The sequence below is a fragment of the Pseudomonas sp. D3 genome (assembly GCF_029320995.1).
Taxonomy (GTDB): Bacteria; Pseudomonadota; Gammaproteobacteria; order Pseudomonadales; family Pseudomonadaceae; genus Aquipseudomonas; species Aquipseudomonas paraveronii.
In genome coordinates this window covers 3,236,556-3,259,121 of record NZ_CP119772.1, presented here as the reverse complement: position 1 = coordinate 3,259,121, position 22,566 = coordinate 3,236,556, and the positions used below count along the sequence as shown (strand labels likewise).

General features: G+C 63.1%; 17 protein-coding genes. All 17 read left to right on the top strand.

What is annotated here, in order from left to right; genetic code table 11:
* Positions 1-111: 111 nt before the first annotated feature.
* The 17 genes from P3S72_RS14845 (at position 112) to P3S72_RS14765 (ending at position 22,373) form a co-directional block, all read left to right on the top strand.
* Complete coding sequence (locus P3S72_RS14845) at positions 112-1,365, top strand: ferredoxin reductase family protein (RefSeq protein ID WP_276192830.1); 1,254 nt, start codon at positions 112-114, stop codon at positions 1,363-1,365.
* Positions 1,366-1,472: 107 nt separating this feature from the next.
* A complete protein-coding gene (locus tag P3S72_RS14840; protein WP_276192829.1) occupies positions 1,473-1,919 on the top strand; it encodes a DUF411 domain-containing protein in 447 nt (148 codons plus the stop codon).
* Positions 1,920-1,922: 3 nt separating this feature from the next.
* Positions 1,923-2,366, top strand: coding sequence for a YqaA family protein (locus P3S72_RS14835; RefSeq protein WP_017846389.1), 444 nt, complete (start codon positions 1,923-1,925; stop codon positions 2,364-2,366).
* A gap of 43 nt (positions 2,367-2,409) precedes the next feature.
* The gene (locus P3S72_RS14830; protein WP_276192828.1) at positions 2,410-3,423 is read left to right on the top strand and encodes an alpha/beta hydrolase; all 1,014 of its coding nucleotides are present in this window, start codon (positions 2,410-2,412) and stop codon (positions 3,421-3,423) included.
* Between the two features lie 26 nt (positions 3,424-3,449).
* Positions 3,450-4,403 (top strand): D-2-hydroxyacid dehydrogenase family protein, encoded by a 954-nt coding sequence (locus P3S72_RS14825; RefSeq protein WP_276192827.1) that lies wholly within the window; start codon positions 3,450-3,452, stop codon positions 4,401-4,403.
* A gap of 493 nt (positions 4,404-4,896) precedes the next feature.
* Positions 4,897-6,453, top strand: coding sequence for a glycogen synthase GlgA (gene glgA, locus P3S72_RS14820; protein ID WP_276192826.1), 1,557 nt, complete (start codon positions 4,897-4,899; stop codon positions 6,451-6,453).
* 19 nt (positions 6,454-6,472) lie between these two features.
* Positions 6,473-8,218, top strand: a complete 1,746-nt coding sequence (gene treZ / locus P3S72_RS14815; protein WP_276192825.1) for a malto-oligosyltrehalose trehalohydrolase — start codon at positions 6,473-6,475, stop codon at positions 8,216-8,218.
* Complete coding sequence (gene malQ / locus P3S72_RS14810; protein WP_276192824.1) at positions 8,215-10,299, top strand: 4-alpha-glucanotransferase; 2,085 nt, start codon at positions 8,215-8,217, stop codon at positions 10,297-10,299. Before treZ ends, malQ begins: the two co-directional genes overlap by 4 nt.
* On the top strand, positions 10,296-13,058 hold the full coding sequence (locus P3S72_RS14805; protein ID WP_276192823.1) for a malto-oligosyltrehalose synthase: 2,763 nt from the start codon (positions 10,296-10,298) through the stop codon (positions 13,056-13,058). The genes malQ and P3S72_RS14805 overlap by 4 nt, the downstream gene beginning before the upstream one ends.
* A gap of 29 nt (positions 13,059-13,087) precedes the next feature.
* Positions 13,088-13,357, top strand: coding sequence for a DUF2934 domain-containing protein (locus tag P3S72_RS14800; RefSeq protein ID WP_247407937.1), 270 nt, complete (start codon positions 13,088-13,090; stop codon positions 13,355-13,357).
* A gap of 129 nt (positions 13,358-13,486) precedes the next feature.
* Positions 13,487-15,646 (top strand): glycogen debranching protein GlgX, encoded by a 2,160-nt coding sequence (gene glgX, locus P3S72_RS14795; RefSeq protein WP_276192822.1) that lies wholly within the window; start codon positions 13,487-13,489, stop codon positions 15,644-15,646.
* A 1-nt stretch (position 15,647) separates the two neighbouring features.
* Positions 15,648-16,646: an acyl-CoA dehydrogenase family protein gene (locus P3S72_RS14790; RefSeq protein WP_276192821.1), complete on the top strand. Its 999-nt coding sequence runs from the start codon at positions 15,648-15,650 to the stop codon at positions 16,644-16,646.
* On the top strand, positions 16,643-17,401 hold the full coding sequence (locus P3S72_RS14785) for a PIG-L family deacetylase (RefSeq protein ID WP_276192820.1): 759 nt from the start codon (positions 16,643-16,645) through the stop codon (positions 17,399-17,401). Before P3S72_RS14790 ends, P3S72_RS14785 begins: the two co-directional genes overlap by 4 nt.
* Complete coding sequence (locus P3S72_RS14780) at positions 17,398-17,997, top strand: SAM-dependent methyltransferase (protein ID WP_276192819.1); 600 nt, start codon at positions 17,398-17,400, stop codon at positions 17,995-17,997. The genes P3S72_RS14785 and P3S72_RS14780 overlap by 4 nt, the downstream gene beginning before the upstream one ends.
* On the top strand, positions 17,994-18,653 hold the full coding sequence (locus tag P3S72_RS14775) for a glycosyltransferase (RefSeq protein ID WP_276192818.1): 660 nt from the start codon (positions 17,994-17,996) through the stop codon (positions 18,651-18,653). Before P3S72_RS14780 ends, P3S72_RS14775 begins: the two co-directional genes overlap by 4 nt.
* A gap of 177 nt (positions 18,654-18,830) precedes the next feature.
* Positions 18,831-19,592, top strand: coding sequence for a PIG-L family deacetylase (locus P3S72_RS14770; RefSeq protein WP_276192817.1), 762 nt, complete (start codon positions 18,831-18,833; stop codon positions 19,590-19,592).
* A 222-nt stretch (positions 19,593-19,814) separates the two neighbouring features.
* Entirely contained in the window at positions 19,815-22,373 is a 2,559-nt protein-coding gene (locus P3S72_RS14765) for an autotransporter outer membrane beta-barrel domain-containing protein (RefSeq protein WP_276192816.1), read from the top strand.
* Positions 22,374-22,566 lie beyond the last annotated feature (193 nt).

Sequence of the window (22,566 nt, the reverse complement as noted above, 5' to 3'; positions counted from 1 at the left end):
CCCATGCCCCCGCACATGACCGACGTCAAGGCCGCCCTTCGCGTAACCGGATACCCTGAAAAACGAGAGATGAGCACTCACTCACCCCCGAAGAAACCCTAGGAGTACCCGTTGAAAACCCGCCACTGCCTCGTCGTCCTCTTTCTGATCACGACGTTGACGTTACTCGTTGATATCCCGGTCGATACCTGGCTGACCTCAGCGACCCTCAGCTTGCTGCTCGGCACTGCCGCCCTGGTGTACATGGCGACGTCCTGCATACTGGCCAGTCGTTGGTCGGTGGTGGAGAGCGTGTTTGGCGGCCTGGATCGCGTCTATGAGGTACACAAGTGGCTGGGCATCTGGGCGCTGGTGTTTGCCACGTATCACTTTGTGTTCAAGGCCAACCTGGATGTGTGGAACAGCGTGCCCATCATGGAGCTGCCCAAATACTGGACGCGCATGGTACGTCAGTTGAGCTACGTGGCGCTGGGCCTGATCGTGTTGTTGGCGTTGAACCGCAACATCCCTTACAGCGTCTGGCGCTGGTGGCACAAACTGTCTGGCCCGCTGTTCCTGCTCGTGATCCTGCACTGGCTGAGCTTCAAATCGCCGATCACCCTGGCCAGTCCATCGGGCGTCTGGTTGATGTTGTGCTGTGGCCTGGGTGTAATCGCGGTCTTCTATAAACTGGTGCTCTACCCCTCGGTGGCTCGTGCCGGCGAATACCGGGTGACGGCCGTCAACCGCGCCAACGGCGCCCTGCATTTGACACTGGCGCCGATTCACACAGGGTTCGACTTCAAGGCGGGGCAGTTCGCGTTCCTGGCGATGCAGGTCAAAGGACTGCGCGAGCCGCATCCGTTCACGATCGCCAGCGCAAACAGTGCGAACGGGCAGATTTCGTTCATGATCAGAGGGCTGGGCGATTACACCAACGCCCTGGCAGACTGCGCCAAGGTTGGCATGCGCGCCGATCTGTATGCGCCTTACGGGCGCTTCAAGCGCGTCGTCCAGGCCGAGCGGGAAATCTGGATCGGCGCTGGCGTGGGTATTTCACCGTTTATTTCCTGGCTGCAAGACCCCGCGGCCAAAGACTTCGGCAAAGCCACGCTGGTCTATTGCTTCACGCCCTCGCGCGCCTTCCCGCCCGCCGAGCAGGTGCAAACCATGGCCCGCTTACGGGGTGCGCAATTCGTCAGTAATGCCGGCGGCCTCGAGCGCTTGGCCGACACCCTGCGCCAGGCCGTGACCGAGACCGACCCCGACAAGGTGCATGTCAGCTTCTGTGGCCCCAAGGGTTTGCTGGTCAAGGTCCGCGAACTGATGAACGCCCAGCGGATTCCGCTGGCCAACCTGCATAGCGAACGGTTCGAGTTTCGCTGAAACAACCGAACGCGGATCAACCCAGCCCCCGAAGGGGGTTTGGCGGCGCACATAAACTGGCATGATAGCGCCCATCCGACGACCTTCTCTGACGTGCGAGACGCCCCATGAAAATCCCATTGCGACTGGCCCTGCTTTCAGCCCTGTTGACCACCGGCCTGGCCCAGGCGGCCGACCTGATCCCTATCGACGTACACCGCGACGCCAACTGCGGGTGCTGCAAGCAATGGATCAGCCATCTGGAAAGCCACGGTTTCAAGGTCAATGACCACGTTGAAGCCGATATGAGCGCGGTCAAACAACGCCTCGGCGTCGCGCCGCGCCTGGGGTCGTGCCATACCGCCGTGATCGACGGCAAGTTCGTCGAAGGCCACGTACCCGCCGAACAAGTGTTGGCGCTGCGCAAGCGCGATGATTTGCTCGGCATCGCCGCGCCGGGCATGCCCATGGGTTCGCCCGGCATGGAAATGGACGGCCACGGTGACGCCTACCAAGTCATTGGCCTGACCCGCGACGGCAAAGATGTGGTGGTGGCCGACTACCCGGCACACTGATCGATGCTGACGGGATACCTGGGGCTGTTTTTCGCGGCATTCGGCGCCGCCACACTCCTGCCCTTGCAGTCGGAAGCCGTGCTGGTGGGCCTGCTGCTCAGCGGGCATTACAGCCTGTGGTGGCTGCTGGGCATCGCCACGCTGGGCAATGTACTCGGCTCGCTGGTCAATTGGCTGCTGGGGCGCTCGATCGAGCACTTCAAGGCGCGACGCTGGTTTCCGGTCAACGCCAGGCAACTCGACAAGGCGCGCCGCCACTATGAACGCTGGGGGCATTGGACGTTATTGCTCAGTTGGGTACCGATCATTGGCGACCCGCTGACCTTGATCGCCGGGGTGATGCGTGAGCCACTGTGGCGCTTTTTGCTGTTGGTGACCCTGGCCAAGGGCGTGCGTTATGGCGTGCTGGCCGCGCTGACCCTGCATTGGGTGTTAATCCCCACTTAATCGCCTGCAAACAGCATCCGGGCACCCTACTCGGAGCCCCGCCATGCCTCTAATCCGCACCTTTTGCGTTGCCGGCCTGCTCGCCGTTGGCGCAGTGCCCGCGTTCGCCGCCAGCGAAGGCCCCCGCTACGGGCCTGAGCTGCAGGGTTTCCAATACCCCTACCCGGTTGAGCATTTCAACTTCCAGTCCCAGGGCAAATCCCTGCAAATGGGCTACATGGACATCCCGGCCACCGGCAAAGCCAACGGTCGCAGTGTGGTGCTGCTGCACGGCAAGAACTTCTGCGGCGCCACCTGGGAAGGTTCGATCAAGGCGTTGAGCGACGCCGGTTACCGCGTGATCGCACCCGACCAGATCGGTTTCTGTACCTCCAGCAAGCCCGACAGCTACCAGTACAGCTTCCAGCAACTGGCGATCAACACCCACCAATTGCTGGAACAACTCGGCATTCAGAAGGCCACCCTGCTCGGCCACTCCACCGGTGGCATGCTCGCCACCCGTTACGCGCTGCTGTACCCAGAGCAAACCGAGCAACTGGCACTGGTCAACCCAATTGGCCTGGAAGACTGGAAGGCCCTCGGCGTGCCTTATCGCAGCGTCGACCAATGGTACGCGCGCGAACTGCAGGTGAGCGCCGACGGCATCCGCAGCTACGAGCGCGACACCTACTACGCCGGCCACTGGAAGCCCGAATACGAGCGCTGGGTACAGATGCTCGCCGGCATGAACAAAGGCCCCGGCCACACCCAGGTGGCATGGAACTCGGCGTTGATTTACGACATGATCTTCACCCAGCCGGTGTACTACGAGTTCAAGGACTTGCAGATGCCGACCCTGCTGCTGATCGGCACCAGCGACACCACCGCCATCGGCAAGGACCTCGCGCCCCCGGCGGTCAAGGCGAAGATAGGGCACTACGAGGTGCTGGGCAAACAGGTGGCCAAATTGATTCCCCACGCCACGCTGGTGGAGTTTCCGGGCCTGGGCCACGCACCGCAGATGGAAGAACCGGCACAGTTCCACAAGGCCTTGCTGCAAGGGCTCAACGGCCTTTAATCCAACTTTATGAGAGGCACGCGAGAATGTCGCTACAGATCGCAGTCATTGACGATTGGCAGAACGTCGCCCGTGGTGTGGTGGATTGGTCGACCCTGGCGGCGGTCGGCCAGGTGCATTTTCTGCATGAGTATCCGGCAGACACCGCCACGATGATCGAGCGCCTCAAAGGCTTCGACGTGATCTGCGTGATGCGCGAACGCTCGACCTTCGATAAACCCCTGCTGCAAGGCCTGCCGAACCTCAAGCTGCTGGTGACCGGCGGCATGCGCAACGCCGCCATCGACCTCCCCGCCGCCCACGCCCTGGGTATCCAGGTGTGCGGCACCGACAGTTATAAACACGCGGCGCCGGAGCTGGCCTGGGCGTTGATCATGGCGTCCACGCGCAACCTGCTGGCCGAAGCCAATTCCCTGCGCGCCGGCCACTGGCAGGTGGGCCTGGGCGGCGACCTGCATGGCCAGACCCTGGGGATTCTCGGGCTGGGCAGCATCGGCCAGAAGGTCGCGCAATTTGCCCAGGTGTTCGGGATGCGGGTGATTGCCTGGAGTGAAAACCTCACACCGCAGCGCGCGGCGCAATCCGGGGTCACGTGGGTCAGTAAGCGCGAGTTGTTCGAACAGGCCGATATCCTCACCATCCATCTGGTGCTCAGCGAGCGTAGCCGCGGGCTGGTGGATGCCGAGGCGCTGGGCTGGATGAAACCGACGGCACGCCTGGTCAATACGGCACGCGGGCCGATTGTGGACGAACCCGCGCTGCTGCAGGCATTGAGCAACGGCCGCCTGGCGGGGGCAGCGCTGGATGTGTATGCCGAGGAGCCGCTGCCGGTGGACCATCCGTTGCGCCGTTTGCCGAATGTGCTGGCCACCCCTCACGTCGGGTATGTGAGCGAGCAGAATTACCGGCAGTTTTACCAGCAGATGATCGAAGATATCCAAGCCTGGGCCGAGGGCACGCCCATTCGCGTGCTCGGCTAACGCACCAACTCGGCGCACACGCACTACGGTGGCGAGGGCGCTTGCGCCCGTTGGCAACATCGCGGCCCTGTATCGGCGCCGCTTCGCGCCCAGCGTGAGCACGCTCCCGAGCCACCGTAGTAGTGCGCTAATGCGCAAACGCCTGCGCAGCTTTTCAATGTCGCATATTGTTACAAGTTTTTTGTCCTACAAAATTTCCACATAAACCCTACAGTCTTTAGGATTTGTCCTAGACTCATCACCGATGGGTCCGTTCCAAAACAAAAGCCCCGCAAAAAATCGAAACTTTAGAACTCTGCCGTAGGTCAGGTTTAGGGTTAGGCGTGCATAAGCGGTTCAGACCGAATGCCCGTCCATCCACTCTATTTCAGCTAACCGTGCAACTGGCACAAGCCTTGCCAGTTTGTATAGCGCTTGTGCGTCTGGCCGCAGGAAGCGGTCTTCGGAGCTAGTGGCAGCGGGCCACCAGCCAACCAACATGTGGGAGAGAACTATGATCAGTGCCGCAGTAGATACTCAGGGAGAGCGTTTTAGTAAATCGGCAGGGGGGCCAACATCGTTGGTCGATCTGCCCAACACTGTGCGGCCGATCGTGAGTCATAACCCCAATCGAAAGAAAGTCTTGTTCGTCACCTCCGAATTTGCCGACCTGGTTAAAACCGGCGGCCTCGGCGACGTCTCCGCTGCCCTGCCCCGCGCTATGGCGCACTTGCACGATGTGCGTGTGCTGATCCCCGGTTACCCGCAGGTGATGGAAAGCGACAACCCGATCCATATCATCGGTGAGCTGGGTGGCCACGCCGCGCTGCCGCCCTGCAAGATCGGGCGCATGGACCTCAAGGACGGCCTGGTTGTCTACGTACTGATCTGCCCCGAACTGTACGAGCGCGAAGGCACCCCGTATGGCGCCAACAACGGTCGCGACTGGCCGGATAACCACATTCGCTTCGCACGCCTGGGCCTGGCCGCTGCCGACATGGCCGCCAACCTCGCCCAAATCCACTGGTGCCCGGACCTGGTGCATGCCCACGACTGGCCGGCCGGCCTGGCGCCTGCCTATATGCACTGGCGTGGGTCACGCACGCCCACCCTGTTCACCATCCATAACCTGGCGTACCAGGGCGTGGTCAGCCTCGCCTCCACGCCGGAGCTGGGTATTCCACCCCATGCCCTGCAACAGGAAGGCATGGAGTTCTACGGCAAGATGTCGTTCCTCAAGGCGGGGATGGCCTACTCCAGTCACATCACCACCGTGAGCGCCACTTACGCCCAGGAAATCACCACCCCGGAATTCGGCTGCGGGTTGGACGGCTTTCTCGCCAGCAAGACCCAGCAAGGCCTGCTCAGCGGCATTCCCAACGGCATCGACGAAAGCTGGGAAGCCTCCACTGATACGCACCTGACCCACAACTTCAATATCGGCGACTGGGAAGGCAAGGCGCTCAACGCCGCCCACGTGCGCACCCTGTTTGGCCTGCATGACTCCAGCGGCCCGCTGTTCGCCGTGGTCTCGCGGCTGGTCTATCAGAAAGGCCTGGACCTGACCGAAGCGGTCGCCAGTTTTATCGTCGAGAACGGCGGCCAGATCGCGATCATCGGCCGCGGCGAGCCGGAAGAAGAACACGCCATGCGCGAACTGGCGCTGCGCTTCCCGGGCGAGGTCGGTGTGCGCATCGGCTTCAACGAAACCGACGCCCGTCGCATGTTTGCCGGCAGTGACTTTCTGCTGATGCCGTCGCGCTATGAACCGTGCGGCTTGAGCCAGATGTACGCCCAGCGTTTCGGCTCGCTGCCGGTCGCACGCAACACCGGCGGCCTGGCGGACACCATCGAAGACGGCGTCACCGGGTTCTTGTTCAACGAATCCAGCGTGGACAGCTACCGCGAAGCCCTGAACCGTGCGTTCAAAGTGTTCGCCTACCCAGGCCTGCTCAACGCCATGCGCTGCCGCGCCATGACTCAACCGTTCAACTGGTGCCAGGCGGTCGAACCCTACGCAGAACTGTATGAACAACTGGTGGCCAAGGCCTTGGGGAAATCGATTAAATAATCAAGGGAGGTCTTCATAGATGCCGTTACGGACTCTGGAAACCTGGCCCCACGGCGCAATCATGCTGGACGCGCAACACACGCGTTTCGCCTTGTGGGCGCCAGACGCGTTTTATGTCAGCGTTGAATTGGAAGATGGCAAGTCAATAGCCATGCTGCCCCAGGCAGATGGCTGGTTCGAAACGGAGATAAAGTGCCCCGCGGGCACGCGCTATCGCTACAACATCGATGGCGAAATGGATGTTCCCGACCCCGCGTCCAGGGCCCAGGATTCGGATGTGCACGGTTGGAGCCTGGTGGTCGACCCGCTCGCCTATGCATGGCGACACAACCACTGGCAAGGCCGGCCCTGGCATGAAGCCGTGATCTACGAACTGCATGTCGGTGCGCTGGGGGGCTACGCGCAAGTCGAAAAACACCTGCCGCGCCTGGCCGAGCTGGGCGTTACCGCGATAGAGCTGATGCCCCTGGCGCAATTTCCCGGCGAGCGCAATTGGGGCTATGACGGCGTTCTGCCCTACGCACCGCAGTCCTCCTACGGCAGTCCCGAACAGCTCAAGCAGCTGATCGACAGCGCTCATGAACACGGGCTCGCGGTCATCCTCGACGTGGTCTACAACCACTTCGGCCCCGATGGCAACTACCTGGGCCAGTACGCCAAAAACTTCTTCCAGGAAGATGTACACACGCCATGGGGCGCCGGTATCGACTTCGATCGGCGTGAAGTGCGGAATTTCTTTCTGGATAACGCGCTGATGTGGCTGCTCGACTACCGCTTCGACGGCCTGCGCCTGGACGCGGTACACGCCATCGACAATCCCGGCTTCCTGCATGAGCTGGCACAACGGGTGCGCCAACAGGTCGACACCGGCCGTCACGTATGGCTGGTGCTGGAAAACGAACTCAACCAGGCCAGCCTGTTGAAGCACGATTTCGATGCGCAATGGAACGACGACTTCCATAACGTGTTGCACGTGTTGCTGACCGGCGAAACCGATGCCTACTACAGCGACTTTGCCCAAACGCCTACCGCCAAACTCGCACGTTGCCTCGGCGAAGGCTTTATTTACCAGGGCCACACCACACGCCACGGGCATGCGCGCGGCGAACCGAGCAGCGGTTTGCCACCCACCGCCTTCGTCGCGTTTTTGCAGAACCACGACCAGATCGGCAACCGCGCCCTCGGCGAACGCCTGCACCAGCTCTGTTCGCCCCAGGCGCTCAAGGCAGCGACCACCTTGCTGCTGTTGTCGCCGATGATCCCGTTGCTGTTCATGGGCGATGAAGTCAACGCCAGCGAGCCGTTTCTGTTTTTTACCGATCACCATGGCGAACTGGCTGAAGCGGTACGTGAAGGTCGGCGCAATGAATTCGCCGACTTTGCCGCGTTCCACGACCCGGAGCGTCGCGCGCGGATTCCCGATCCCAACGCCCTGTCGACCTTTGAGCAGTCAGCGCCGTCTTTCGCCGAGAGCGCGCACGCCCAGTTCTACCGTCACCTACTGAACCTGCGGCACACGCATATCGTGCCGCATTTACCCGGCAGCATTGCGCTCGGTGCCCAGGTACTGGCAGACGGCGCCGTCACCGCGCGTTGGCGCCTGGGCAATGGCAGCCTGTTGCAGATCGACCTGAACCTGAGTGCTACGGCACTGGCTCACGCGGCTGGGCAGCACGTACTGTTCCAGACGCCGGCCCATGACCACACGCACCTGGCGCCCTTCAGCGCACGCGTTACCCTATCCCCTGTTGGAGAGCACTCTTGAGCGAAGCGAACCTGGAAATCCTCGCTGGCCGAGCGGGCCTGGCCGTCGATTGGATCGACGCAAACGGCCGCCCGCAACGTGTCAGCCCCGACGCCCTGCGCGCCGTCCTCAAAGGCCTGGGCCACCCGGCCGACAACGATGCCGAGATCAACGCCAGCCTGCGCGAGCTGGAGCAGGTACAACAGGACAAACACCTGCCGCCCTTGCTCACCGTCGACAGCGGCGAAGGCCTGGACCTGGCGCGCTACTTCGAGCCCGACACCGCCTGCCGGGTCAGCCTGGAAGGCGGCGAAGTCATGGAATTGCACCTCGACCGCGACGCGGTGCTGCCCGGCGTGATCGCCCTCGGTTACCACCAAGTACATATCGCCGACCAGACCTTCACCCTGGCCGTGGCGCCCCGCCACTGCTACAGCGTCGCTGACGCCGTCGACCGTCATACCCCGCGTGCCTGGGGCCTGAGCGCCCAGTTGTATTCCCTGCGCCGCCTCGGCGACGGCGGGTTCGGCGACACCTTGGCCCTGGAACACCTGGCCCGCTCGGCCGCCGAACGCGGCGCCGATGCCCTGGCGATCAGCCCGATGCACGCGATGTTCAGCGCCGACCCCGAGCGCTACAGCCCGTATTCGCCGTCGAGCCGGCTGTTTCTCAATAGCCTGTACGCATCGCCCGGCTGCATCCTGGGTGAGCGCGAAGTGCGCAATGCCATCGAGGCCTGCGGTTTGGCCGAGGAACTGCACACCCTCGAACAACACACGCTGATCGACTGGCCCGCCGCAGCCAAGGCCAAACAACGCCTGTTGCGTGCCCTGTATGACGACTTCCGTCACGGTCATCACCCGCAACACGCCGACTTCCTCAGTTTCCGCCAGGCCGGCGCTGAAGCCCTGGAAAACCACTGCCGTTTCGAAGCCATACAGGCCGTGCGTGCCGCCGCCGGGGAAGACCTCGACTGGCGCCATTGGCCGCAAGAATGGCGCAGCCCACAAAGCCCGGCGCTCGTACACTTCGCCGAAGAAAACCGCGACGAGATCGGCTTTTACGCCTTCGGCCAATGGCTGATCGCGCGCTGCCTGGAACGCGCGCAACAAGCCGCCCGTGGCAGCGGCATGGGTATCGGCCTGATCGCCGACCTGGCCGTCGGTGCCGACGGCGGCGGCAGTCAAGCCTGGAGCCGTCAGGATGAATTGCTCGCCGGCCTGACCGTCGGCGCGCCGCCGGACATCCTCAACCGCGCCGGCCAAGGCTGGGGCATCTCCGCCTTCGCCCCCGAAGGTCTCAAGCGCCACGGCTTCCGCGCCTTTATCGAGATGCTGCGGGCCAATTTCGCCCACGCTGGCGGCTTGCGTATTGACCACGTGATGGGCTTGCAGCGCCTGTGGGTGATCCCCATGGACGCCTCCCCGCAGGAAGGCGCCTACCTGTATTACCCGGTGGACGACCTGTTGCGTCTGCTGGCGTTGGAATCCCACCGCCACCAGGCCATCGTCCTCGGCGAAGACCTCGGCACCGTGCCCGATGGCCTGCGCGACAAACTCATCGGCCGCTCGATTCTCGGCATGCGCGTGCTGCTGTTCGAACAGGGCCACGACGGCCAATTCAAGCCGATCCTCGACTGGCCGGACAACGCCCTGGCCACCACCAGCACCCACGATTTGCCCACCCTCAATGGCTGGTGGCACAGCCGCGATATCGACTGGAACGTCCAGCTCGGCTTGATCGATGCGCCCACCGTCGAGCAATGGAGCGAGCACCGCCGGCACGAACGCCAGGCACTGCGCCAGGCCTTGAGCCAGGACCCGCAAAACTTCGTCGATGAAGTGCGCAATGAAACCGACCACATGATCGACGCCAGCGTGCGCTACCTGGGCCACACCCGTGCGCCGCTGGTGCTGCTGCCGCTGGAAGATGCCTTGGGCCTCGAAGAACAAGCCAACCTGCCCGGCACCACTGACACCCACCCCAATTGGCGTCGGCGCCTGCCCGGTGAGGCGGCCAGCCTACTCGACAATGCCGGTGCCGCCCGCCGCCTGGAGCTGCTGGCCGTGGCGCGCAATCAAGCCCATGAGCGTGACCGATGAAGGCCCTGCCCCTGCGCGCCACCCAGCGCCTGCAATTCCATAAAGGCTTCACCCTCGATGACGCGGTGCCCCTGGTGCCGTATTTCGCCCGGCTGGGTATCAGCCATGTGTATGCCTCACCGCTGCTCAGCGCCCGCGCAGGTTCGATGCATGGCTATGACGTCGTCGACCCGACCACCGTCAACCCGGAACTGGGCGGCGAAGCGGCGTTGCGCCGCCTGGTGGCCGCCCTGCGCGAGCACGATATGGGGCTGATCCTCGACATCGTGTCCAACCACATGGCCGTCGGCGGCGCCGATAACCCCTGGTGGCTCGACCTGCTGGAATGGGGCAGGTTGAGCCCCTACAGTGAGTTTTTTGACATTCAATGGCACTCGCCCGACCCGCTGCTCAAAGGCCAACTGCTCATGCCGTTCCTCGGCAGCGACTATGGCGAAGCCCTGCAAACCGGCACGCTGACCCTGCACTTCGACGCGGTACACGGCAGCTTTTTCGTCGAGCACTACGAGCACCGCTTCCCGATCTGCCCACGGGATTACGCGATGATTCTGGGCGCCGATGACCTGCTCAAACCGCTCGCCGACCGCTTCAGCGCCCTCGCCTACCAGGACGACGCCTATGCCGAGGCCGCCTGGCTCAAACACGCCCTGGCCGAACGCGCCACCCATAGCGCCGTGGAAAAGGCCATCGAACAGCGCCTGGGCGCCTTCGACGCACGCCAACCCGAAGGTTTCCAGCGCCTGCACGCGCTGCTGGAGCAACAGGCTTACCGCCTGGCTAGCTGGCGCACGGCGGCGGACGATATCAACTGGCGACGCTTCTTCGATGTCAACGAACTGGGCGGCCTGCGCGTAGAGCGCAGCGCCGTGTTCGAAGCCACCCACGGCAAGATCTTCGATCTGATCAACGAAGGTCTGGTGGATGGCCTGCGCATCGACCATATCGACGGGCTGGCCGACCCTCGCGGGTATTGCCGCAAGCTGCGCCGTCGGGTCGATGCACTGTCGCCCGAACGTCACCTACCGATCTTCGTCGAAAAAATCCTCGGCGAAGGCGAAACCCTGCGCCACGACTGGAAGGTGGACGGCACCACCGGCTACGAATTCATGAACCAGCTGTCGCTGCTGCAACACGACCCGCAAGGCTTCAAAGCGCTGGCCGAGCTGTGGACACGCCACAGCGAACGGCCGTCGGCCTTTATCGAAGAAGCCTGGCTGGCGCGCCAGCAGATCCTCAACGGTTCCCTCGCCGGCGACTTCGAAAGCGTGGCCCAGGCCCTGCTGCAAGTGGCCCGCGACGATGTGATGAGCCGTGACCTGACGCTCGGCGCGATCCGCCGCGCCCTGCAGGAATTGATCGTGCATTTCCCGGTGTACCGCACCTACATCAGCGCCCTTGGCCGCAGCGAGCACGACGACGTGTTTTTCCAGCAAGCCCTGGCCGGCGCGCGCAGCACCTTGAGCGAGGGCGACTGGCCGGTGCTGGACAACCTGGACAAATGGCTGGGTGGCCAGCCGTGGCGCAATCGTCCGATCGGCCGCGAGCGCAAACTGCTCAAGCATGCCTGCGTGCGCTTCCAGCAGTTGACCTCGCCCGCCGCCGCCAAAGCCGTGGAAGACACCGCGTTCTATCGCTCGGCGGTGTTGCTGTCGCGCAACGACGTGGGCTTCAGTACCGAACAGTTCAGCGCACCGCTGGCCGATTTTCACGCGGCCAATCAGCAGCGCTTGCAGGCGTTCCCCGACAACCTGCTGGCCACCGCCACCCACGACCACAAACGCGGCGAAGACAGCCGCGCCCGCTTGGCCGTGCTGAGTGAGTGCGCAGCCTGGTACGCCGAACACGTGGAGCAGTGGCGCACGCTAGCCGCGCCGTTACGCAGCGATGCCACCAGCCCGTCGGCGGGCGATGAATTGATCCTCTATCAGGCCCTGCTCGGCAGTTGGCCGCTGGACCTGCACCTGGATGACCAGCCGGCACTCGAGGCCTATCAACAGCGCCTCTGGCAATGGCAACAAAAAGCCCTGCGCGAAGCCAAATTGCAGAGCAGTTGGAGTGCGCCCAACGAGGCCTACGAGCAAGGCGTGGAAACCTTTCTCACGCGCCTGCTGCTCAGCGACGCAGGCCGCGCACTGCGCACGTCCATCGGCGCCGCCGCCCAGGCCATTGCCCCCGCTGGCGCACTCAATGGGCTGGCGCAATCCTTGCTTCGAGTCACCGTGCCGGGTGTGCCAGACCTGTACCAGGGCGATGAGTTCTGGGACTTCAGCCTGGTGGACCCGGACAACCGTCGCCCGGTGGATTTCAACGCACGGCAACGCGCGCTGGAGACCCTGCCAGACATGGGCGAGCTGTTGTTCAACTGGCATGACGGGCGCATCAAGCAGGCCTTGATTGCCCAGGTGCTGGCCTTGCGCAAGGCCCATCCTGAGGTGTTCCATCGGGGCAGCTACACGCCCTTGGACGTGGTCGGCCAACATGCCGAACACGTGGTCGCGTTCTGTCGCGAACACCAGGGCAAACGCGTGCTGGTGGTGGTGCCACGCTGGCCCCATCGCCTGCTGGAAAATGGTGTGCATCCGCAGGTCAATGCGCGGGTTTGGGGCGATACGCGGGTGAAATTACCGTTCGCCGCGCCAACCGAAAACTGGAAGGGACTTTTTCATACAGGCGCAGTCACACCAGACAAGGAGCTGTTAATCAGTACTGCGCTGGGGGATTTCCCGGTCAATGTCTTTATCAATCCTGATGATCAATAAAGCTGAAATTTTCTGCGAGGAGCATTGTGATGAGTACTGAAGACAAACGTGTTCGAGAATTCGCGTATCAGATCTGGGAATCGGAGGGCAAGCCGCAAGGTCAGGAGGCGCGCCATTGGGAGATGGCCCGCAAGCTGGCAGAGGCCGAAGCGCTGACGCCAAGCAAGCCCAAACCCGCCGCCAAGCCGAAAACCCCACCCAAGCCAGCAGCGAAAGCCAAGCCGCCGGCCCCGGCCCCAGGCAAACCCGCAGCGCCGGCGGCTAAAAAGCCGGCTGCCGCGAAAAAACCCAAGCCGTAAGCCCTGTGACCTCATGATCCTCCCGCCGGCAACCCCGGTCGGAGGTCGAGCACTTTCTGGTTCGTCAGCTGAACCCTAGTCAGCGGGGCCGCTTTTGGCCCAAAAAAAGACCTGTGCAGGAGCAACACAATGAGCAAAGCCGATAAAAACCCAGCGACGCCGGCCCCCGAGCCGTCGCGGATTCGCGAAGGTTTGCCCTTCCCCCTGGGTGCGACCTGGGACGGCCTGGGTGTCAACTTTGCGCTGTTCTCGGCGAACGCCACCAAAGTCGAGCTGTGCCTGTTCGACGACGCCGGCGTTGTCGAGCTGGAACGTATCGAACTTCCCGAATACACCGATGAGATCTTCCACGGCTACCTGCCCGACGCCCACCCTGGGCTGATTTACGGCTACCGTGTGTACGGCGCGTATGACCCGGCCAACGGCCACCGTTTCAACCACCACAAATTGCTGATCGACCCCTACGCCAAACAGCTGGTGGGCGAACTTAAATGGTCCGAAGCGCTGTTTGGCTACACCATCGGCCACCCCGACGACGACCTCAGTTTCGACGAACGCGACAGCGCGCCCTTCGTGCCCAAGTGCAAGGTCATCGACCCGGCGCACACCTGGGGCAACGACCAACCGGTGCGCGTGCCGTGGGACCGCACGATCATTTATGAAACCCACCTGCGCGGCATCAGCATGCGTCACCCCAGCGTCGGCGAAGCCGTGCGCGGCACCTGCGCCGGGCTGATGGAAGACGATGTGCTCAAGCACATCCGTCAGTTGGGTATTTCTTCCGTCGAACTGTTGCCGGTGCATGCCTTTGTCAACGACCAGCATTTGCTGGAAAAAGACATGACCAACTACTGGGGCTACAACAGCATCGCTTTCTTCGCGCCGGACCCGCGCTACCTGGCCAGCGGCAAGATCGCCGAGTTCAAGGAGATGGTCGCGCACCTGCACGAAGCCAAGCTGGAAGTGATCCTCGACGTGGTCTACAACCACACCGCCGAAGGCAACGAGCGCGGCCCGACCCTGTCGATGCGCGGCATCGACAACGCCTCCTACTACCGCCTGATGCCGGACGACAAGCGTTTCTATATCAACGACTCCGGCACCGGCAACACCCTGGACCTGAGCCACCCATGCGTGCTGCAGATGGTCACGGACTCCCTGCGTTACTGGGCCACCGAGATGCATGTCGACGGGTTCCGCTTCGACCTGGCGACCATCCTCGGCCGTTATCGTGACGGTTTCGACGAGCGTCACAGTTTCCTCGTCGCCTGCCGTCAAGACCCGGTACTGCGCCAGTTGAAACTCATCGCCGAACCCTGGGACTGCGGTCCCGGCGGCTATCAGGTGGGCAATTTCCCGCCGGGCTGGGTGGAATGGAACGACCGCTTCCGCGACACCGTGCGCGCCTTCTGGAAAGGCGATGACGGCCAACTGGCGGACTTCGCCGGACGCATGACCGCGTCGGGCGAAATGTTCAACCACCGTGGCCGCAGGCCTTACAGCTCGGTGAATTTCATCACCGCCCACGACGGTTTCACCCTGCATGACCTGGTGTCGTACAACGACAAGCACAACGAAGCCAACGACGAAAACAACCAGGACGGTAGCAACAACAACCTGTCGTGGAACCATGGCGTCGAAGGCCCCACCGACGACCCACAAATCAACGCCCTGCGCCTGCGCCAGATGCGCAATTTCTTCGCCACCCTGCTGCTCGCCCAGGGCACGCCGATGCTGGTGGCCGGGGATGAGTTCGCGCGTACCCAGCACGGCAACAACAACGCCTATTGCCAGGACAGCGAGATCGGCTGGGTCAACTGGGAACTGGACGATGACGGCAAGGCGCTGCTCAAGTTTGTGAAACGCTTGATCAAACTGCGCATGGCTTACCCGATCCTGCGTCGCGGCCGCTTCCTGGTGGGCGACTACAACGAAGAGATCGGTGTGAAGGACGTCACCTGGCTCGCGCCGGATGGCAACGAGATGAGCACCGAACAATGGGAAGACAGCCACGGCCGCTGCCTGGGCATGCTGATGGATGGCCGTGCCCAGGAGACTGGAATTCGCCGTCCGGGTGGCGATGCGACCCTGCTGCTGGTGGTCAACGCCCATCACGACCAGGTCAATTTCAGCCTGCCCCCCGTTCCGGAAGGCCAGTTCTGGACCTGCATGCTCGACACCAATGACACGGCGGTACGTGGTCAGGAGCGCTTTGATTTCCACCATGAATACGCCGTCACCGGGCGCTCGCTGCTGCTGTTTGAACTGCAGCACGAAGACGAGGTGTGACATGGCGTTGCATGCCCTCCTACAAGGCTACCGGGGTTATGCGGACACGCAGGCTCTGGGCGAGACCCTGAAGGCGTTGCAGGCAGCAGGCCTGGACCAATTGCCCTTACCCGGCAGTGGCCAGACCCTTGAGCGGTTCAGTCGCCTGGCCCAGGTGGCCGGACACGACCTGCGACTGTGCAAGTTGTTCGAAGGCCACACCGATGCCTTGGCAGTCATTGCGCAGCTGCGTAGCCCGTTGCCGCCGGAGGGCAGCATCTGGGGCATGTGGGCAGCCGAACCGCCGACGGCCAGGGTGCGGGCGCGGCGCAATGGCCACCGCCTGCTGCTGGAGGGGCGTAAAGCCTGGTGCTCCGGTGCGGCGGTGGTCAGCCATGGGTTGCTGACCGCCTGGGACGAGGAGGATCGCCAACAATTGGTCGCGGTGGACATGGGCCAGCCCGGCATCACCGTGACCGATGAGGGCTGGCATGCCGTGGGCATGGCGGCCACCGGCAGCGTCGACATTCTGTTCGCGGGGGCCACCGCGATTGCCGTCGGTGGGCCCGGCGACTACCTCGCCCGCCCCGGTTTCTGGCATGGCGGCGTCGGTATTGCGGCGTGCTGGTATGGCGCTGCACAACGCCTGGCTGAAGTGCTGCGCGAGCAGTGCAACAGGCGTCCCGAGCCACATGCCCTGGCGCACCTCGGCGCGGTCGACAGCGCCTTGAACAGTGCCGCCTGTGTGCTGCGCGCCAGTGCGCGGCAGATCGACCGCACCCCACTTGCCGATGCCAGGCAGTTGGCCCAACAGGTACGCGCGTCCCTCGAAGACACAGTTGAACAGGTCATGCGCCATGTCGGTCGCGCAGCCGGCGCGGGGCCTTTTTGCAAAGACCCGCACTTTGCCCAACTGATGGCGGATCTGCCGGTGTATATGCGTCAAAGCCATGCCGAGCGCGACCTGGCCGCCCTCGGCGAACAGGTCGCCGGCGAGCCCGCAGGGAGGTGGCAGTTATGAAAGCCAATCCGATCGTGGGCCAGGGCACGCCACTGCATCAGTGGCAGGCCTCGTCCCACATGGCCGAACTGGCGCTGGTCAGCGTCGAACAACTGGTGCCTGAAGGCCATCGCGCGGTGATCATCGCACCGCACCCGGATGACGAAGTGCTGGGCTGCGGCGGCCTGTTGCAAGGGTTGGCCGCGCTGGGTCGGGCGATCCAGCTGATCTCCGTCACCGATGGCAGCGCCAGCCACCCCGGCTCCCGACGCTGGCCGGTTGAACGGCTGAGTGTGGTTCGCCCGCAGGAGTCGGCGCAGGCCTTGCACCGCCTCGGCTTGCCGTTGCACCGCTTGAAATGGCTGCGCGCAGGGTTTACCGACGGCCAGGTCGCCGCCCGCGAAGAGCCGTTGGCCGCATTTATTCAGCGCCACCTCAAACCCAGCGACGTGGTGTTCACCACCTGGCGCGAAGACGGCCACTGCGACCATGAAGCCGTCGGCCGCGCCAGCGCCAAAGCCGCACAGGCGGTGGGCGTGACCTTGTACGAATTGCCGATATGGACCTGGCACTGGGCAACCCCGGAAGACAGCCAGGTGCCGTGGCATCGTGCGCGCAAACTGCCGCTGAGTTGCGCAGTTGTCGCGCGTAAGCGCCATGCCATTCACGCGTTCGCCAGCCAGTTGGAGGGCGACCCGCAGATCGGCTTACCGCCGGTGCTGGCACCGTATGTGGTCGAACGCTTGTTACAGCCTTTTGAAGTGGTGTTTGTATGAGCGTCGCGACACCGTATTTTGATCAGTTGTTTGCCGACAACGAAGACCCGTGGGCCTTTCGTCAACGCTGGTACGAGCGGCGCAAGCGCGCGCTGACTTTGGCCCTGTTGACTCGCCCACGTTACGCTTCAATTTTTGAGCCCGGCTGCGCCAATGGCGAACTGAGCGCCGAGCTGGCACCGCGTTGTGATCGCCTGCTGTGCTGCGACACCGCGTCCGCAGCGGTCGCGCTGGCCAAGATGCGCTTGCTCGGATTTGCCCATGCCCAGGTGCAGCACAGCCGGCTGCCCGAACAATGGCCTACAGACCGGTTCGACCTGATCGTGCTCAGTGAACTGTGTTACTACCTCGACGCCGACGACCTCGGCAGCCTGATTGATCGCGCCCTCGCCTCACTGACCGACGACGGTCAACTGCTCGCTTGCCACTGGCGCGCCCCCATCGACGGTTGCCCGCAAACCGCCGATCAGGTGCATGCGCTGCTCCAGCAACGGCTGGGTATGGAAAATGTGGCCCGTTACCACGACTGTGATGTTCTGCTCGACCTATGGAGCCGCGATCATGGCTCGGTCGCCACCCATGAGGGCCTGCGATGATCGGCATTCTGATCCCGGTACATAACGAAGAAGCCCTGTTGGCCGAGTGCCTCGATGCGGCAATGATTGCCGCCAGCCATCCGGGGTTGCAGGGAGAAAAAGTGCAGATCCTGGTGGTGCTCGACAGTTGCACCGATGGCAGTGCCAAGATTGCCCGAGCGTATCCGGTACATAGCCTGCACGTGCAGGCGCGCAACGTCGGCCATGCGCGCGGGGTCGGCGCGCGGCACTTGTTGAATCAGGCGGTGCGCTGGATTTCATGCACCGACGCCGACAGCCGAGTCGCCCCCGACTGGCTGGTGGCGCAGTTGGCATTGGGCGTTGATGCTGTGTGCGGAACGGTGACTGTCGACACCTGGAGCGAAGACTTCGACCCCGCGGCGCAGATTCGCTACCACCAGGCATACCAGGCGCGGGAGGGGCATCGGCATATCCACGGCGCCAACTTGGGTATCAGTGCGGGCGCCTATGTGCAGGCGGGTGGTTTCGAACCGCTGACCTGCCATGAAGATGTACAACTGGTGCGAAACCTGGAGCGCAGCGGCGCCTCCATCGCCTGGAGCCATACCCCGCAAGTGATCACGAGCGCCCGCCTGGACTGCCGCGCCGAAGGTGGCTTTGGCGATTACCTGAAGAGTCTGATGCAGGTCCCTTAAAAAATCGTAGTTACAGGATGTGAAAGCGGCGAATCCTTGACTATGCTGATGACGCCTTGCTGGCAATCCAGGGATGGAATGCCGAGTGAACACTGCAGCGCAGCCTGCGGCCAATAAAAAAGCGTCGTCCCGTCAACGGGCCACGACCCAGCATCAACTGACAAGGACGTGACTCCCATGAAGCCCGCCTCCCTGAGCGAAGGCCGCCGCGGCCCAGCGCAAATCTGGAACAGTGCCCCACAGTTGGCACAAATTCCCGCTATTTCTCCCCACTCGCTGGTTCCCGCGGGCGCGCGGGTGGTCATCATCGCGCCCCACCCGGGCGATGAAGTGTTGGCCTGTGGCGGTTTGCTGCAACGGCTCAGCACCCTTGAACACCCGATCCTGTTGATCTCCATCACCGACGGCAGCGCCAGCCATCCCGGCTCGAATGTCTGGCCGGCGAGCCGCTTGAGCGTGGTGCGGCCGCAGGAAAGCGTCGAAGCGCTGCGCCGGTTGGGCATGCCACTGCACAGCCTGAAGTGGATTCGCGGCGGGTTTCGCGATGACGCACTGGCCGCCAGTGAACACCCCGTGAGCCAACTCATTGCGCGCTACCTGCAGCCCGGCGATGTGGTCTTCACCACCTGGCGCAACGACGGCAACGATGACCACGACGCCGTCGGCCGTGCCAGCGCAAAGGCGTGCAGCCTGACCGGAGCGCGTCTGTATGAGCTGCCGATCTGGGCCTGGCATTGGACGGCACGGGAAGGTTCGATGATCCCCTGGCAGCGAGCACGCAAGGTACGCCTCGATACCTGGGGCGTAGCGCGCAAACTGCACGCGGCCCATGCCTATGCCAGCCAACTGGCCGGAGACCCAGAGATCGGGCTCGCGCCGATGCTCGCCCAGGGGCTGCTGGAGCGGATGCGCGAGCCTTATGAGATAGTGTTTGTCTAGGTCCAAACTCGTCTACACCTGTTATTTCTGACAGTAGCGGCGCCTTGGATGTGCGACTAAGGTGCAATCGAGAAAGCCATGCCAACCCTTTGCATTGGCCGATGTTTTCAGAATGGGGTAACCGGCAGTCCCTGATCCGTATCGCGTTCGTTGTTGCCATGGTCCGAACCGCGCCTGCTTGCCCAGGTGCCGGGCGATGCTTGCTTCGAACGAGGACGGGTCATGCGCACATCGATATCTTCCCTGTTGTGCCTGGGTATCAGCTCAATCATTGCCGTGATGGCATGGCCACTCGCCTCGTATGGCGCATGCACGGTCAACAACACCGCCGGCGACGACATCTCCACGTGCGACAGTGCCTCGGCGCCGGGCTTTACCGACACCGGCGGCAACAACACCCTGAATATCAGCGGCAGCGGCGCGATCAACGGCAATGTCACCTTCGGGGCGGGTAACGACCTGGTGGACGTGAATGGGCCGACGGCAGCGCTCAACGGTTCACTGAACCAAGGCGACGGCGCGAATATTTTCCGGCTGAACCAGGGCACCGTTACCGGCTCGGTCACCCAAGGCGCCGGCGCGGATGTGGTGCAGATAACCGGCGGGCAGGCGGGTGCGATCAGCCAAGGCGCTGGCATCGACAGTTTTGCCATGAGCGGCGGCACCATCGCGTCCCTGGCCCAAGGCGATGGCCTGGACACCTTCAACATGAGCGGCGGTACCATCAAGGCAGCCTTTGAAGATGGCGACCACGCCACGATGACGGGAGGCACCATCGGCCGGGTCGACATGAAGCTCGATGACAATGTGTTCGACATGCAAGGCGGCACCATCCTGGGCAACCTGGTCACCGGGTTCGGCAAAGACCATATTCTGGTCTCGGGCACCAGTTACATCGGCGGCAACATCAGTACCAGCGGTGGCAATGATGTGATTGAAGTCAGCGGCGGAGTGGTCAACGGGCAGATCCTCGCCAGCTTCGGTGACGACCAGTTGATCTGGCACGATGGCGGCAAGATCAACGGTTTGATCGTCATGGGTGCCGGCAACGACACCGCCCTGCTGACAAACCTCAACGAAACGCTGCTGTCCTCCAACCCGCTGGTGGATGGCGGCCTGGGCAACGACACACTCACGTTCGACCACACGCAGACCGACGTCCCGTCGCGCTACACAAGCTGGGAGCAGGTGCTGCTGGTGAATGGCTCGGACCTCAAACTCGGCGGCGCTTTCACACTGGGCGACAACGAAACCGGCACCGGCAGCATGACCCTCGACGGGTCCAGCAAATTGACCGTCACCACCGGTTCACTCAACCCCTTCACCGCCGGCCAATCAGTCACCTTGAACAACGGCGGCCTGATCGACATGACCACCGGCAGTACCAGTGCCACCGACAGCCTGACGGTGAACGGTAATTACAACGGCAACGGCGGCGGGCTCGCGCTACAAAGTGTACTGGGCAGCGACGGTTCACCCAGCGATTTGCTGGTGATCAGCACGGGCACGATCAGCGGCACCACCCCCATCAGCGTGAGCAATCTTGCAGGGCCGGGTGCCGAAACCGTGCAGGACGGTATCCAGGTAGTCCGGGCAATCAACGGTGCCAGCGGCGGCGGCACCCACTTCACCCTGGCAAACCAGGTATCCGCAGGCGCCTTCGAGTACTACCTGTTCAAAGGCGGCGACAAAGCGGGCTCGGGTGAAAACTACTACCTGCGCTCATCGGTGCCGGTGACGCCGCTGCCAGGCCCGGTGACGCCGTTGCCCGAACCGGTGGTAGGCACGCCTGAACTGCCCACCAATCCGGGCATCACGCCGATCCCGATCTACCGCCCGGAAGTGCCGATCTACGCGGTATTGTTTCCCGCTGCGCAACAAATCGTCCAGGCCATGCTGGGCACCTATCACGAACGCATGGGCGATCAGAGCCAGCAACAGCAGACCGGCACGTTTCCTGCCGGTTGGGGGCGTATTTATGGCAACAGCAGCCGCCAGAGTTTCGCCGGCACGGTGAGCCCTAGGCTGAACAGTTCGATGTCCGCGTTCCAGATCGGTACGGATGTGTATGCGAGCACCACCGACAACGGTGGCGTGCAGCGGGCCGGTTTCTTCGTTGGCCACAGCCGCTTGAAAGGCGACGTCAAGGGCTTCAACGGCGGCTGGCAGGACAAGGCCGCCGGCAACACCACCCTGCGCGGTGACAGCCTGGGCGTGTACTGGACGCTGATCGGCGCCAACCAGGCCTACCTCGATCTGGTGCTCATGGGCACCCGCTTCGATGGCAACAACGAATCGGACCGAGGGGTGAAGATGAAGACTCGCGGGCACAACGTCGCCGCTTCCGCCGAGGTCGGCTGGCCGTTGCAGATGACGACCGATTGGGTGGCTGAACCCCAGGCTCAATTGATCGTGAGCCGGACCAAGCTGGACAGTCAAAACGACGGCATCTCCGACGTAGCCTACAACGCCGACACCAGCGTCACCACGCGCCTGGGCATACGCCTGCGGGGCGACTATCAGCTGCGCGGCCTGCCGTTCCAGCCCTACGCGCGGGCCAACATCTGGCATACCGGCGCCGGGCAGAACACCGTCACCTTTAACGGAGTGACGGACATCGACACCGAACAGAAGTCCACCTCCCTGGGCCTGAGTCTGGGTGCCACGCTGGAGGTGGCCAAGGGCGTCAGCCTGTACAGCGAAGTCGGCTATAACCGCAACCTGGATAGCCAGATGCTCAACAGCCGACAAGGCACCGTGGGCCTGCGAATGGAATTCTGACGGCTAATAAAGAAGAACACGGTCACTGTGGCAAGGGCGCTTGCTCCCGCTGGGACGCGAAGCGGCCCCAACAGAGGGCACTGCTACGCAGTCCAACGGGAGCAAGCGCCCTCGCCACGGGCTACCGGTTACCGCTTTATCCCTTAACTGACCGGCAGTCATTCTAAAGGCTCCTTTTTTCACCGTATCGCCA

Bases quoted from the DNA above. Each gene is read 5' to 3' on its own strand.
- P3S72_RS14840 (WP_276192829.1), top strand. From the start codon at position 1,473: ATGAAAATCCCATTGCGACTGGCCCTGCTTTCAGCCCTGTTGACCACC.
- P3S72_RS14835 (WP_017846389.1), top strand. From the start codon at position 1,923: ATGCTGACGGGATACCTGGGGCTGTTTTTCGCGGCATTCGGCGCCGCC.
- P3S72_RS14830 (WP_276192828.1), top strand. From the start codon at position 2,410: ATGCCTCTAATCCGCACCTTTTGCGTTGCCGGCCTGCTCGCCGTTGGC.
- P3S72_RS14825 (WP_276192827.1), top strand. From the start codon at position 3,450: ATGTCGCTACAGATCGCAGTCATTGACGATTGGCAGAACGTCGCCCGT.
- glgA (WP_276192826.1), top strand. From the start codon at position 4,897: ATGATCAGTGCCGCAGTAGATACTCAGGGAGAGCGTTTTAGTAAATCG.
- treZ (WP_276192825.1), top strand. From the start codon at position 6,473: ATGCCGTTACGGACTCTGGAAACCTGGCCCCACGGCGCAATCATGCTG.
- P3S72_RS14805 (WP_276192823.1), top strand. From the start codon at position 10,296: ATGAAGGCCCTGCCCCTGCGCGCCACCCAGCGCCTGCAATTCCATAAA.
- P3S72_RS14800 (WP_247407937.1), top strand. From the start codon at position 13,088: ATGAGTACTGAAGACAAACGTGTTCGAGAATTCGCGTATCAGATCTGG.
- glgX (WP_276192822.1), top strand. From the start codon at position 13,487: ATGAGCAAAGCCGATAAAAACCCAGCGACGCCGGCCCCCGAGCCGTCG.
- P3S72_RS14790 (WP_276192821.1), top strand. From the start codon at position 15,648: ATGGCGTTGCATGCCCTCCTACAAGGCTACCGGGGTTATGCGGACACG.
- P3S72_RS14785 (WP_276192820.1), top strand. From the start codon at position 16,643: ATGAAAGCCAATCCGATCGTGGGCCAGGGCACGCCACTGCATCAGTGG.
- P3S72_RS14780 (WP_276192819.1), top strand. From the start codon at position 17,398: ATGAGCGTCGCGACACCGTATTTTGATCAGTTGTTTGCCGACAACGAA.
- P3S72_RS14775 (WP_276192818.1), top strand. From the start codon at position 17,994: ATGATCGGCATTCTGATCCCGGTACATAACGAAGAAGCCCTGTTGGCC.
- P3S72_RS14770 (WP_276192817.1), top strand. From the start codon at position 18,831: ATGAAGCCCGCCTCCCTGAGCGAAGGCCGCCGCGGCCCAGCGCAAATC.
- P3S72_RS14765 (WP_276192816.1), top strand. From the start codon at position 19,815: ATGCGCACATCGATATCTTCCCTGTTGTGCCTGGGTATCAGCTCAATC.